This window comes from Bradyrhizobium sp. HKCCYLRH3061, from assembly GCF_051168015.1.
GTDB lineage: Bacteria > Pseudomonadota > Alphaproteobacteria > Rhizobiales > Xanthobacteraceae > Bradyrhizobium.
Genome location: NZ_JBNPUE010000002.1, coordinates 520,995 through 534,443, shown reverse-complemented (window position 1 = coordinate 534,443; position 13,449 = coordinate 520,995). Strand labels below are relative to the sequence as shown.

Genomic DNA, 13,449 nt, shown 5'->3' with positions numbered 1-13,449 from the left:
GCGAAGGAATCCAGTCTGTAGGGTGGGCAAAGGCGCGGCCGTGCTGTTTCGTCGCGTGAGATCGTGGTGGCGCCGTGCCCACCATCTCGCCGCGGAGAATGCCGCGCGACGGTGGGCACGCTGCCGCCTTCGGCGGCTGCTTTGCCCACCTTACGTTTTCGTCAGCCGATCAGTTCGCCGGCATGCTCTTCTCGACCAGCTTCACCCAGTACGACGCACCGGCGCTGAGGATGTTGTCGTTGAAGCGGTAGGCCGGATGGTGGCACTCGTTGCCGGGACCCATTCCGAGGAACACGAACGCACCGGGGCGGGCCTCCAGCATGAAGGCGAAGTCCTCGCCGCCCATCAGCGGAATGGCGCGGTCGTTGACGCGCTCCTGGCCAGCGATCTCGCGGGCGACGTCGGCGGCGAAAGCCGCCTGCGCAGGGTGGTTCATCGTCACCGGATATTTGCGCTCGTAGATCGCTTCCGCCGAGCCGCCATAGGCGCGCGCGGTGGCTTCGGTGACCTCGACGATCCGCTTCTCGACGAGATCGCGGATCTCCGGATCGAGCGTGCGCACGGTGCCGAGCATCTCGACCGTCTCGGGGATCACGTTGAAGGTGGTGCCGCCGTGAATCGAGCAGACCGAGATGACGGCGGATTTCAATGGGTCGACGTTGCGGGCGACGATCGATTGCAGCGCGTTGACGATCTGCGAGGCGATCAGGATGCTGTCGATCGCCCGGTGCGGGCCGGCGCCGCCATGGCCACCCTTGCCGGTGACCTTGATGTGGATCGCGTCGGCCGAGGCGAGCATCGGTCCGGGCGAGATCTCGAAATGGCCTTCTGGGACGCCCGGCATGTTGTGCATGCCGTAGACCTCCTGGATGCCCCAGCGCGTCATCAGGCCGTCGTCGACCATCGCCTTGCCGCCGGCGCCGCCTTCCTCGGCCGGCTGGAAGATGACGATGGCGGTGCCGTCGAAGTTGCGAGTCTCGGCGAGATATTTCGCGGCGCCCAGCAGCATCGCGGTGTGGCCGTCATGGCCGCAGGCATGCATCAGGCCCGGCGTCTTCGAGGCGTAGGGCACGCCCGAGGTCTCCTCGATCGGCAGCGCGTCCATGTCGGCGCGCAGGCCGATGGTCTTGCCGGAGGCCGACTTGCGGCCGCGGATCACGCCGACCACGCCGGTGCGGCCGATGCCGGTCACGACCTCGTCGCAGCCGAATTCGCGCAGTTTGTCGGCGACGATGCCGGCGGTGCGATGCACCTCGTACAGCAGCTCGGGATGTTCGTGGAAATCGTGGCGCCAGGCGGCCATTTCGTCGGAGAGAGCGGCAATGCTGTTGAGGATGGGCATGAGGACCGGATGACTCGCTGAAGTGGAATGGGACGCTGCAGTGATGCGGCCAGACCGGCCGGCAGCACCGCGCTGTCACCGACTATGACCCGGTCAAAAAAGCCAGGCAAGTTGCGCCCGGCCATGGTGCCATGCGCAGATGCGCGGTCATCTCGACCGACCATGCCGGTCGTTCCGGATTTCGGAACGGGAGTCAGGCGAGCGGAGCGGGGGCCGGCACGCGCGGGTATTTGTGCTCGGGCGGCACCTCCAGCCGGAAGGCCCGCAGCTTCGGCTCGTCCCACGCCGCCAATGGCGTCCCGCAGACGCCGCAGTCGAACCGGCCGGCCGAGCCGACCGCGGATGTCGATTCCGCGATCTCGTAGGCGGCACGGCAATGAGGACACGTCACGCTGGATATCTTCATGGGATCACGCTCCTACATCTCTCGCCCGGATGTCTTGAACCAGATCAATGCGGTCCATGAATCGACGTCATCGGCCTCCGGTCGTCACGCCTCCTCGGCCTCCCACGGCGTCGGCGCCTTGGTGAAGGCGCGCCACGCCTCGCGCAGCGGCTCCTCCACGCCCGCCATGGCATGCGACTGCCAGCCGGTGATCGCGGCGGCCGCGATCGCCGCGTCGGTGGAGGTGGTGCCGAGGGTCTCGATCACGCCGGCGGTGACCGCCATGTCGTTGTAGTGGCCGAGCTGCTCCTGGAAGCCGGCGAGCGTTCTCGCGTATTTCTTCGCCGATTTGCTGGCGCCGTAGAGCGGCAGCAGGAAGTCGATGCTGTAGCGCAGCTTCTTCAGCGCAAGACGCAGCCGGTGGCGGCGCTCGGCCGGCAGTTTCTTGAAGCGGCGACCGCGCTTGAGCACCTTCTGATGGCGCTCCGACAGGACGGGCCCGGCGAAATCGATCGCGGGCGCGGCGAGGCGTCGGAGATCGTCGGGGGAGACGTCGTTGCGCCAGCCGCGGGTCTCGATCCATTCGCCGAGGCCGAGCACGAAAGCGGCGCAGCGGCGCTCGGCAATCGCGATGCGCAGCGTGCGATAGGCGAGCTCGCGCCGCCGCTCGGCGAGCGCCCGGAGCGAGTCGAAGCCTGCGACCGTCGGGCAGGCCTCGGCGATCTCGGGCAGCGTATCGGTCAGGAACACGTCGAGGTCGCGCGCTGCCGAGAGGCTCTGCGCCAGCCAGCGCGCATCCGCCTCGAGGCCGTCGAGCCTCGCCGAGGTCCCGAGCGGCCGCATCAGATGCAGCGCGGCGCGCAGGCGGCGCAGCGCCACCCGCAACTGATGCACGCCTTCCGGATCACGGCCGTCCTCCGCCGCAGGCATCGCCTGCAACAGATGATGCAGGCTGCCGCGCAGGACGATCGCAAAGCTCTCGTCCAGCGACACCGCTGGATCGAGGCACGGCTTGCGCGGCTTCTCGGCGCCGGGAGCCTTGCCCGTGGCGAGATCGAAACCGCGCGCCGACTTGCTGCGGATCGAAGGCCGGATCGCTCCGTGATCGCCGATGCGCTGTGCGATCTCGTAGATGGCGGCGGGGTTGCCGCTCTTGAGCTCCAGCTCGATCTCGCTCACGATCTCGCTGTGCTCGGCGGCCTTGATGACGCCGCTGTCGAACGCGATCTCGATGGTCGCGCCGGGCACGTCGAGCATGCGCGCATGGCGATGCACGTCGGCCGTGAACACCGCTTCGAGCGTTGCATCGGCCAGCGTCGCGCGCAGCTCCTCCGGCAGCAGCGCAGCCGCCAGCGCCGGATCGGGCGCCAGCGAAGACACATTCGCCTCCCATTCGCCGCGCTTGAGCGGATCGTCGCAGTGCTGCGCCTTCACGGTCTGCACGAAGCGCGAGCCGCTCTGGCGCACCCGCAAGGTGAAGCCGTTCTTCCACAGCGTGCGCTTCGGCGTGTCGTAGTAGACCGAGGTCAGATGCTTGCGCGAGCCCTTGTTGCGCGCATGCGCGATGACGACCGGCGCGTTGTTGAAGCCGGCGAGCTGATCGGGTGGGACGAGAAGCTTCAGCTCGATCTCGTGGCCGCTGCCGGCCGCCGGATCCGGCAAGGACGGCGCCGCGGCGTCCACGCTGGGCGCCGTGGCATCACCCTGCGTGACCGCATGATCGGCAAGGTGCTGCGCAGTCAAGCTGTCGGCGGCGCCGCCGGGATCGCTGCTCGCCGACTCACCCCCCTCCCGCACGCCGACCGCATGGCCATCGCCGTGGATCGACGCCGGTGCGTTCGAATCGGGCATGTGTCGATTCTGTAACCGTTTAGTGACAGTCATCTCTCGTATAGCTGCAGCCGGCACAAAGGGACAGTGGCATTTCTCGCAGGGCGTCGATGATACGCGACGCGTCGGCGCTTACCGGTCGCATTTTTTGTTGCCGCTTCAATGACAAGTGCTCGCGCTTGCGCGGACAGGCGCTCACGGAGATATGTCCGTCGCAGCCGCAATGCACCGTCGCGCGGCCGCGCTGCCACAGCGGGAACTTCAGATCGAGCCGGTGAGCATGAAGCGCGTGGCGACGAAGACGGCGGCTGCGGTGGTCGCAATGCTCGCGGCGGCCACGAGGCCGCGGCCGCGACGCGCCAGCGCGCGGGAGCGCTCGCGGGGATCCTGCGCCGGATCGTAGGATGCGCGCCGGCTGCGGCGGTGGCGCACCGCCTGCACCCAGAGGGCCAGCGCGGCGATGCCGGTTGCCACTGCAAACACGGTTGTCACGCCGGCGGCAAAGCCGAGATCGACACCGATGCTTTCCAGCATGGCCCGCAGTTGCACCGCAAGCCGTGCCAGGAGAGTTGCGGCATAATCGGCCGCCGCGGCGCCGGTGTAGAGCAGAACGGCCGTCCACACCACAGCGGCCATTGCAATCAGGATCGACACCAGCACCGCGAGGCCGTCGCCGGCCATGAAGCCGATCGAGGCGGCGATCAGCGCCAGCGCCGGCATCACGTTGCCCATCGGGATCGGCAGGATGATGGTGACGGCCATCAGCAGCAGCGGCAGCGCGAGCAGCATCCGCGCCGGCCGGCCGGTCAGCCAGACCAGCCGGTCCTCGCGCAGGCCGCGTTCGGCATAGCCCGCCCAGTCCAGCCCGGCGCGGATGATCTTGCGCAGCAGCCGCTGCGGCACCGGCCGGCGGCGCAACTGCTCGGGCAGCCATAGCCGCTCGGCGCCGAACAGGATCTGCAACGCGACCAGCGCGACAAACGTGCCGAACACCATGCCGAATGGGCCAGGCAACGGGATCAGCGCCGGCAGGGTCAGCAGCAGCAGGGTCAGGCCGAGACCTTCCGACTCCAGCCGGTCGAACAACTCGCCGATCGACGGCTCCTCGGACCGCACCGTGCGGGCGATCGCGAGCAGCCGGCGGCTGATCGGCCCGTTGTGACGGCGCGGCGCCGAGGAGTCCTCATCGTCGGATGTGACATCATTCATTGCCACGCAGCAACCTCATGTCCTCTGACCTGCCTCACTTCATCGGCTCGACCGCAGGCCGCGTCTTCCACAGCGAGTAGGCGATGCCCGCGCCGAGCAGACCGAAGGTGATGCCGAGCGAAATGGCGGGCGGAAACTTCTCGAGCCCGAGCAGGTCGGCCAGGAAGATCTTCGAGCCGATGAAGATCAGCACCGCCGCCAGCGCCAGCTTGAGATATTGGAAGCGATCGACCATCGCGGCGAGCGCGAAATAGAGCGCGCGCAGGCCGAGGATCGCGAAGATGTTCGAGGTGTAGACCACGAACGGGTCGGTCGAGATCGCGAAGATCGCGGGCACCGAGTCGACCGCGAAGATGACGTCGGCGAACTCGATCAGGATCAGCGCCAGGAACAGCGGCGTCATGAACCAGGTCGGCTTGCCGCGCGCGTCAGGCTGGCGCACGAAGAAGCGCTCCTCGTGCAGGCGGTCGGTGACGTCGAAGCGGCGGCGCATCCAGGCCAGCGCCGGATTGGCGCCGACGTCGTGCGGCTTGTCCTTGAACACCAGCATCTTGACGCCGGTCGCGACCAGGAACAGCGCGAACAGATACAGCACCCAGCTCGCCTGGGCGACGATCGCGGCGCCGAGGCCGATCATGATCGCGCGCAGCACGATCACGCCGACGATGCCCCAGAACAGCACGCGGTGCTGATAGGCGCGCGGGATCGCGAAATAGCTGAAGATCATGGCGATGACGAAGACGTTGTCCATCGCCAGCGCCTTCTCGATCGTGAAGGCGGTGAGATAGGCGGTGCCGGCCTCGGCGCCGAGCTGCCACCACACCCAGGCGCCGAAGGCCAGGGCGAGCATGATGTAGACGGCGCTCATGACGAGGCTCTCGCGGACCGAGATCTCGCGCGTCTTGCGATGGAGGATGCCGAGGTCGAAGACGAGGAGGGCGAGCACGATTGCGAGGAAGGCGAGCCACATCCAGACGGGCTTGCCGGCAAACGCGATGAACAGGAATTCCACGACGGGTCCTCTTAATCAGGCCGGTGAGATTGATGTCAGGTCCGACATCGTGAGCGCACCGGCAGCTTCACCAGAGGGGCCCGGACCAGGGGTAGGCGACGGACGTAGGTGTGTGCCGATTGGTTTTCAAGAGCCCGCGGTTTGCGTCAACGTTCAGCAAGATGAACGGCGAGGTGCGACAGAGTGTCTGCCACCCCGGCAGGCGTCTTGCAGGCGGGCGTCGGTCAACTAATTCCAGAGGACCGGAGATCCGGGCCCCTCTGATAGTCCCCGGGACTATGATGTCGGACTCTCTTTCATGACCGATACCGCTGACGGTATTGCGCGCTTTGGAGCGCGGAGGAGTTTGACGAGATGCGGCCACACGCGTCGCTTGTAGCTATCGGCCCTCGCGGCTCTCGCCCCCCACTTCACCATCCAGACAATCGTCATCCGCGTGCCTTCCGGAATCCTCCGGTTGGGGCCGGGATCGTGATGGAACCGGAGTGCCTGCTCGCCACTTTGTATGGAACCCGCGCGCCGAGGCGCGCTGGCATCTTGTGTACGGGAGACAATCGTGACCACGGGGGGTGACCAGGTATCGATCGCGAAGGCGCCGCCGTCGCGCCCCGCCGTGGCAACGCGCCGCCTCCTGATGATCATCAACCGCGGCAGCCGCTCCGGCGGCGAGGCGGCCGGCATTGCCGTGTCGCGGCTGAGCGCGGCCGGCTATGATCTCGTGATCTCGGCACCGCATAGTCCGCGCGAGGTGGCGCCGTGGATCGAGGCCCATGCCGACGACGCGGAGGCGGTCGTCGTCGCCGGGGGAGACGGCAGCCTGAACGCGGCTGCGCCGGCGCTGGTCAGGACCGGCCTGCCGCTTGGCATCATTCCGGCCGGCACCGCCAACGACCTTGCCCGTACGCTCGGCCTGCCCCAGGACATGGAGGCCGCGGTCGACGTGATCGCCGCCGGCCATCGCCGCCGGATCGATCTCGGCGAGGTCAACGGCCATCCGTTCTTCAACGTCGCCAGCCTCGGCCTGAGCGCCGAGCTCGCGCGTCAACTGACCAAGGAGACCAAGCGCAGGTTCGGTCGGCTCGGCTATGCGGTCACGGCGCTGAAGGTGCTGACCAATGCCCGGCCGTTCCGCGCGATGATCGTGTCGTCCGACGGCGCGGTGCGCGTCAAGACGCTGCAGATCGCGGTCGGCAATGGCCGCTACTACGGCGGCGGCATGGCGGTCGACCACCGTGCCGAGATCGACGATTCCCACCTCGATCTCTATTCGCTGGAGATCGGCCGCGTCTGGAAGCTCTTGGCGATGGCCTATGACTTCCGCAGGGGCCGCCACGGCCTGTGGCAGGAGGTGCGCGCATCGCGCGACACATCATTCGAGATCCGCACCCGGCGGCCGCGCCCGATCAATGCCGACGGCGAGCTCGTCACCTTCACGCCGGCGCGCTTCTCCGTGCTGCCGCGCGCGGTGGCGGTGTTCGTGCCCAAGGCCGCAGCGCAGGACCGCACCTGAGGGCGGCGCCGGATGATCCGCAGGTTGCGGCCGCCCGTTTTCGACTGATCACCGATCGAGAGACCCATGACCAAGCAGACCCGCTTCAATCTCTGGTACGCTGTTGTCGCGATCTTCGTCGCGATGATGATCCACAATGCGTGGACGAGCTATCGCCAGGTCGCCGTCATTCCCTACAGCCAATTCCAGGATCTGCTCAACGCCGGCAAGGTGAAGGAGGTCGGCGTCTCCGAGAACTATCTGGAAGGCACGCTGAAGGAGCCGCTGCCGAGCGGGCAGACGCGCTTCGCGACCACCCGCGTCGACCAGGAGTTCGCCAAGGAGCTCGCCAAGGCCAATGTCACCTTCACCGGCCGGGTCGAGAGCAACATCCTCGGCGACATCCTTTCGCTGGTGATGCCGATCGCGCTGTTCTTCGGCGTCTGGTACTGGCTCTCGCGGCGGATGATGGGCGGCGCTGGTGGGCTCGGCGGCGGCCTGATGCAGATCGGCAAGAGCAAGGCCAAGGTCTATGTCGAGGCCAACACCGGCGTCCGCTTCGAGGACGTCGCCGGCGTCGACGAGGCCAAGGACGAGCTGCGCGAGATCGTGTCCTTCCTGAAGGATCCGAAATCCTATGGCCGGCTCGGCGGCCGCATGCCCAAGGGCGTGCTGCTGGTCGGCCCGCCCGGCACCGGCAAGACCTTGCTCGCCAAGGCGGTGGCGGGCGAGGCCGGCGTGCCGTTCTTCTCGATCTCGGGCTCCGAATTCGTCGAGATGTTCGTCGGCGTCGGCGCGGCGCGCGTGCGCGACCTGTTCGAGCAGGCGCGCGCCAAGGCGCCGGCGATCATCTTCATCGACGAGCTCGATGCGCTCGGACGCGCCCGTGGCATGGGCCCGTTCGCGGGCGGCCATGACGAGAAGGAGCAGACCCTCAACCAGCTCCTCGTCGAGCTCGACGGCTTCGATTCCTCCACCGGCCTGGTGCTGCTGGCGGCGACCAACCGGCCGGAGATTCTCGATCCGGCGCTGCTGCGCGCCGGCCGCTTCGACCGCCAAGTGCTGGTCGACCGTCCCGACAAGCCGGGCCGCATCCAGATCCTCAACGTGCATCTGAAGAAGGCGAAGCTCGCCGCCGATGTCGATCCGGAGAAGGTGGCGGCGCTGACGCCGGGCTTCACCGGCGCCGATCTCGCCAACCTCGTCAACGAGGCCACCTTGCTGGCGACGCGGCGCGGCGCTAACGAGGTGACGCTCGATGATTTCAACAACGCGATCGAGCGCATCGTCGCAGGGCTCGAGAAGCGCAACCGGCTGCTCAATCCGAAGGAGCGCGAGATCGTCGCCTATCACGAGATGGGGCATGCGATCGTGGCGATGAGCCTGCCCGGCACCGATCCCGTGCACAAGGTCTCGATCATTCCGCGCGGCGTCGGCGCGCTCGGCTACACCATCCAGCGTCCGACCGAGGACCGCTTCCTGATGACGCGCGAGGAGCTCGAGAACAAGATGGCGGTGCTGCTCGGCGGCCGCGCCGCGGAGCTCGTGGTCTACGGCCATCTGTCGACGGGCGCCGCGGACGACCTCCGCCGCGTCACAGACATCGCCCGCTCGATGGTGACGCGCTACGGCATGTCGGAGCAGTTGGGCTCGGTCGCCTATGAGCGCGACAACCAGTCGTTCCTGGCGCCGGGCGCCTCGCGCAGCGCCGACTATGGCGAGGCGGCCGGCGACGCGATCGACGCCGAGGTGCGCACCATCGTGACCGCAGCGCTCGAGCGCACCCGCAAGCTGCTGCAGGACAAGCGCGACGTCCTGGAGCGCGCCGCGCGCCGGCTGCTGGTCAAGGAGACGCTCGATGAGAGCGAATTGGCCACGCTGCTGAAGCAGGACCAGCGCGCCGGCGATCTCGTCGTGGCAGCGAAGCCGATCTAATGGGTCTCCTGCTCGTCGGTTGATCGATGAGCATGACGGGCGAGAGTGATCATTCTACGACGAGATGCGACGCGCCTACGCTCACCGCCGCGGCCACATCCGGGCCAAGGTCTCGTCCTTCTTGACGAACGCGTGCCAGAGCGTGGCCGCGATGTGCAGGCCGACCACGAGATAGACCAGATAGGCCAGCGTATCGTGCGTGACCTCGCCGGCATGGGCGATCGCCTTGTCGCCGGCGAACAGCCGCGGCCAGCTGAAGGTTCCGAAATAACGCAGCGAATAGCCGCCGGCCGACGAGAACATGTAGCCGGTCACCGGCATCACCAGCAGCACGGCATAGAGCGCCCAGTGATTGAGCTGCGACAGCGCGCGGACAACCGGACCGAACGCCGCGGGTGCGGGCGGGGCACTGGTGCGGGCCCGCACGATCAGCCGGGCGATCGCCAGCAGAAACAGCGTGATGCCGAGCGACTTGTGGATTTCCAGGAGTTCGCGCCGTGGCGACGTCCCCGCCGGCTGCAGCCCGCAATACAGGCCGATCAGCATGGCCGCGATGAAGAGCAGGGCGGTGGCCCAGTGAATCCATCGCAGCAGGGGATCATAGGCGGTCGTCGTCTCGATCATATCCGGGTCTCGCACGCGCAAAGGAGCGGCCTGCATAAGACCACGCTGGCGCGATGTCGAAGGATCAGAGGTCGACGTCCTCTCGCACGACAACTGGATGAGGGTCTCTCTCGATCATTTCTGGGTGATGCGAGCTGCGCGGAGACGGTCGCTGCTGCGATCCCGAGAGCAATCTGACAGGCCGAGCAGCCCAAGTCGCTCGCGCGGGGATTGCGCCTTGCTTTTATTACAATTGGGTCCCAAGCTCCGCTCCGGCATTCTGGTCGGGGGGCCTCATGTCCAACTCTGCTGCGAGAAACATCGTGCTGCTGTCGGATGGGACCGGCAACAGTGCCAAGGCCTTGTTCAAGACGAATGTCTGGCGGCTGTTCCAACTGCTCGATCTGCGCGATCCCAGCCGGCAGATCGCGTTTTACGACGACGGCGTCGGCACCTCGTCGTTCAAGCTGTTCGCTGCGCTCGGCGGCATCTTCGGATTCGGCCTGAAGCGCAACGTCATTGCGCTCTATAGCTTCTGCTGCCGCAACTACCGGCCTGGCGATCGCATCTACTGCTTCGGCTTCAGCCGCGGCGCTTTCACGATCCGCATCGTGGCGGCGATGATCGCGGGGCAGGGGCTCGTTCCCTACAACAACAATGACGCTGATCTGGCACGGTTCGCCGCCGATGCCTATCGCCGCTACCGCCGGCGCTACAACAGCGGCATCCTCCGCTATCTCGGCAGGATCGGCCTCGATCTCCGCGGGATCCGCGATTGGGGAATCCGCGAGCTGCGCAGCTGGCGTAACCTGCCCCCCGAGCCGCCGCCCATTGAGGTGGAGAGCATCCATTTCGTCGGCATCTGGGACACGGTCGACGCCTATGGCGGTCCGATCGAGGAGATGACCCGTGCCATCGATTATTGGATCTGGCCGCTGTCGATGCCAGACCAATTCATGAGCTCGAAGATCCATCGCGCCTGCCATGCGCTCGCGATCGAGGAGGAGCGCGATGCGTTCCGCCCGGTGATCTGGGACGAGCGCTACGTGTGGGGGCGTGACGAGGCGGTGCCCGGCCGGAGTGACAAGAAGGACTGGCTGTTCGGCATCGATCACGATCCACGCAGCGAGGCCGCGAAACGCGCCGACCCGCCGCCGCATCTGCGCACCGATCTGCCGGCCAGTGACCGCGAGCGCATCAGCCAGGTGTGGTTCACCGGCGTGCACTCCGACATCGGCGGCGGCTATCCGCAGGATGGTCTGTCCTATGTGACGCTCGACTGGATGCTGGACCGGGCTCAGGCCTATGGTCTCGTCTATCTCGACGAGCGGCGCAGCCTGCTCTACGACCCCGAGATCGATCCGCTCGATAAGCTCAACGACTCCCGCAAGGGGCTTGCGGCCTACTACCGCTACAAGCCGCGCAATCTGCGAGAGATCTACGACGCGCCGCCGTACAAGCTATCGCTGCGTTACGATATCAGGCGCATGAAATGGCTGCTGCATTCGCCGTTCAAGCCGCAGACGGAGCTTCTGGCCGGCGATCTGCATCCGAGCCTGCCACAGCCGCCGTTGCCGCCGGCGAAGCCTGTCATCCACCACACCGTCTTCGAACGCATCCGGTCGGGCACCGATCATTATGCACCGGTCGTCGTGCCGGCCAGCTACCGCGTGACCGACGACTCGGGCACATCAGTCGATGCGCTGCATCCGTGCGATCAGGGACGCGCGCGGATACGTGTCCAGGACGATGTCTGGAGCTGGGTGTGGCTGCGCCGCGTGGTCTATTTCACGACCATGTTCGCGCTGCTGTTCGTCGCGGCGATCCCTTATTTCGTCATCTACTGGCCGCGATTCCTCTACGTCCCGCTGCACGTGGTGGGCGATCCGGTGGTCAACGCGGCCGCTGCGTTCCTGCCGAAGTTTCTCGATCCCTGGTTCGTCGCATTCCGGGATTCCCCAGGGTTCCTGCTGATCGGAGTAGCCGTGGCCCTCGGCCTGACGGCGTGGGGCACCTCCCTGCAGCGAACGATCCGCGACGCCGCACGCATCGCCTGGAACGATCCGTCACGGCACACGCCGGTGACCGGCTGGCGCGCGACCGTCTATTCGCTGCGTCGCCAGGGCTGGTATGTTGCCGGCTTCTATCTGCTCAAAACGTGGATCTTCCCGTTCGCCATCATGTTCTGGCTGTTCTGGTGGCTGGGGTTCGGCGCGGCCAATACGGCCGGGCTGTTCTGCAAGGAGACGTTGAGGCCGACCGAGGTCGAGCAGACAGAGATCGGCGCATACCCTGGTGGAAGCATCCGGCCAGTGTTCGAGACGCGTCACCATTGCTATCCGACGGCGCTGACCGTGGCGCAGGGCGAGACCTATCAGATCGTGCTCGACGTCGGGGAGGCATGGAGCGACGGCGGCATCCCTGCGACTCCGGCCGGCTTCGGTTACGGCACCTGGACCCAACTGCCCGGCGTCCCGTTCAAGCGTCTGATCTGGTCGAACTGGTTCGCGCCGATCGTGCGGGTGGGCAGCACCGGGCTTGAGGAGCATCTCCCGGCTTTCCAGCAGGAAACGCCCGGCAGCCGCCGCTGGACAGCCAGGTTCACGGCCCGCAGCGATGGGGAAGTGTTCGTCTATGTCAACGACACGTCCATCCTGCTTCCTTGGCTGCTGTTGTATCGATTCTACTTCAACAACAAGGGCAACGCGGTCGTCTCGCTGAAGAAGCTGTAGCTGGGCGCGCCGTCAGCTCTGGAGTCGCCGCGTCGAGCGTGACGACGTCACGCTGCGGATGCTGCGCGGCACGGGTTGGTGTTGGCGTCGGGACTGGGTAGGATGCAGGCAAAGGTCGCCTGCGAGGAGTGCCATGACCCGACGAAGCTGGACCGGATGGATCGCAAGCCTGGCGCTCACCGCCGTCACGCTCGCCGCCGCCAGCGCCAATGCAGCCGAGCGGACGATGTCCTGGGACAGCGGCTGTCGTTTCACGGTCCGGTACGATCCCGCCAAGTACGACGAGACGCGGCTGCGCAACACCACGCGTCTGCTGTTCGGCCCGTCCGATTTCGAGTCCCCCGGCACGCTGCCGGCGTTCGAGCCGAAGGCGGTCGCCGCGCTCGACCCCGACAAGATCGATCGCGCCTGCAAGGCTGCGCTCGACGTCGCCGCCCGGCTGGAGTTCATCGCGCTGCCCGGCGTCGACGACTACCGCCGCGCCAAGATCGCGGAGCTGAAGGACAGCTGCGATTTCGAGCTGGCCCAGACCCGCGGCTTCAAGACGCCCTCGGCATTGCGCGACTATCAGCCTGCCGCCGCCTGCGCACGCTTCGTCGACGCGATCGCGGGCAAGACCGACCTGCAGCAGATGTTTCGCCAGACCGTGGACAAGGGCTGTGCCGACAACGCCAGCCCGAAGGCGTGCGTCGCCCGGTACGCCGCCGAAGCGCAGAAGCCGGACGGGCAGGAGCGCATGCGGATCTATCTGGTCAATTTCGGCTGGACCAATTGCGCTGTGAACTACAACCTCCGCAACACCGGCGAGACGAAGATGGAGGCGATGCGGAGCGCGCTCGAGACTCAGTTTCGGAAGATGTTCAAGGTCAAGCAGGACAAGTGCGAGGGGGCGGACTGACGCGACGTCCGCCT

At 66.7% G+C, this 13,449-nt stretch carries 10 protein-coding genes; 4 read left to right on the top strand and 6 right to left on the bottom strand.

The features are described from left to right. Positions 1-169: 169 nt before the first annotated feature. The 5 genes from ACQR2C_RS06365 to ACQR2C_RS06345 all read right to left on the bottom strand — a co-directional run bounded on the left by ACQR2C_RS06365 (position 170) and on the right by ACQR2C_RS06345 (position 5,778). Positions 170-1,342: a M20 aminoacylase family protein gene (locus ACQR2C_RS06365; RefSeq protein ID WP_315801178.1), complete on the bottom strand. Its 1,173-nt coding sequence runs from the start codon at positions 1,340-1,342 to the stop codon at positions 170-172. 193 nt (positions 1,343-1,535) lie between these two features. Then, the gene (locus ACQR2C_RS06360; RefSeq protein WP_315801177.1) at positions 1,536-1,748 is read right to left on the bottom strand and encodes a hypothetical protein; all 213 of its coding nucleotides are present in this window, start codon (positions 1,746-1,748) and stop codon (positions 1,536-1,538) included. An 84-nt stretch (positions 1,749-1,832) separates the two neighbouring features. Continuing rightward, the gene (locus ACQR2C_RS06355; RefSeq protein ID WP_434880720.1) at positions 1,833-3,578 is read right to left on the bottom strand and encodes a CHAD domain-containing protein; all 1,746 of its coding nucleotides are present in this window, start codon (positions 3,576-3,578) and stop codon (positions 1,833-1,835) included. Between the two features lie 240 nt (positions 3,579-3,818). Continuing rightward, positions 3,819-4,772 (bottom strand): exopolysaccharide biosynthesis protein, encoded by a 954-nt coding sequence (locus tag ACQR2C_RS06350; protein ID WP_316183095.1) that lies wholly within the window; start codon positions 4,770-4,772, stop codon positions 3,819-3,821. 28 nt (positions 4,773-4,800) lie between these two features. Then, the gene (locus ACQR2C_RS06345; RefSeq protein WP_316183096.1) at positions 4,801-5,778 is read right to left on the bottom strand and encodes a TerC family protein; all 978 of its coding nucleotides are present in this window, start codon (positions 5,776-5,778) and stop codon (positions 4,801-4,803) included. 556 nt (positions 5,779-6,334) lie between these two features. On the opposite strand from ACQR2C_RS06345, the gene ACQR2C_RS06340 reads away from it, so the two are divergent. Then, on the top strand, positions 6,335-7,288 hold the full coding sequence (locus tag ACQR2C_RS06340) for a lipid kinase (protein ID WP_315801173.1): 954 nt from the start codon (positions 6,335-6,337) through the stop codon (positions 7,286-7,288). Between the two features lie 66 nt (positions 7,289-7,354). Then, positions 7,355-9,202, top strand: a complete 1,848-nt coding sequence (gene ftsH, locus ACQR2C_RS06335) for an ATP-dependent zinc metalloprotease FtsH (RefSeq protein WP_434880719.1) — start codon at positions 7,355-7,357, stop codon at positions 9,200-9,202. 81 nt (positions 9,203-9,283) lie between these two features. Here the strand turns inward: ftsH and ACQR2C_RS06330 are convergent, their stop codons facing one another. After that, complete coding sequence (locus ACQR2C_RS06330; protein WP_316183097.1) at positions 9,284-9,826, bottom strand: cytochrome b; 543 nt, start codon at positions 9,824-9,826, stop codon at positions 9,284-9,286. 275 nt (positions 9,827-10,101) lie between these two features. Here ACQR2C_RS06330 and ACQR2C_RS06325 point away from each other — a divergent pair, with 275 nt between their 5' ends. Then, a complete protein-coding gene (locus ACQR2C_RS06325) occupies positions 10,102-12,537 on the top strand; it encodes a DUF2235 domain-containing protein (RefSeq protein WP_434880718.1) in 2,436 nt (811 codons plus the stop codon). 133 nt (positions 12,538-12,670) lie between these two features. After that, positions 12,671-13,435: a hypothetical protein gene (locus ACQR2C_RS06320; RefSeq protein WP_434880717.1), complete on the top strand. Its 765-nt coding sequence runs from the start codon at positions 12,671-12,673 to the stop codon at positions 13,433-13,435. The last annotated feature ends 14 nt before the right edge of the window (positions 13,436-13,449 follow it).

Excerpts from the sequence above, each read along its gene's own strand:
- ACQR2C_RS06325 (WP_434880718.1), top strand. The coding sequence starts at position 10,102 with ATGTCCAACTCTGCTGCGAGAAACATCGTGCTGCTGTCGGATGGGACC.
- ACQR2C_RS06365 (WP_315801178.1), bottom strand. The coding sequence starts at position 1,342 with ATGCCCATCCTCAACAGCATTGCCGCTCTCTCCGACGAAATGGCCGCC.
- ftsH (WP_434880719.1), top strand. The coding sequence starts at position 7,355 with ATGACCAAGCAGACCCGCTTCAATCTCTGGTACGCTGTTGTCGCGATC.
- ACQR2C_RS06355 (WP_434880720.1), bottom strand. The coding sequence starts at position 3,578 with ATGCCCGATTCGAACGCACCGGCGTCGATCCACGGCGATGGCCATGCG.
- ACQR2C_RS06320 (WP_434880717.1), top strand. The coding sequence starts at position 12,671 with ATGACCCGACGAAGCTGGACCGGATGGATCGCAAGCCTGGCGCTCACC.
- ACQR2C_RS06360 (WP_315801177.1), bottom strand. The coding sequence starts at position 1,748 with ATGAAGATATCCAGCGTGACGTGTCCTCATTGCCGTGCCGCCTACGAG.
- ACQR2C_RS06330 (WP_316183097.1), bottom strand. The coding sequence starts at position 9,826 with ATGATCGAGACGACGACCGCCTATGATCCCCTGCTGCGATGGATTCAC.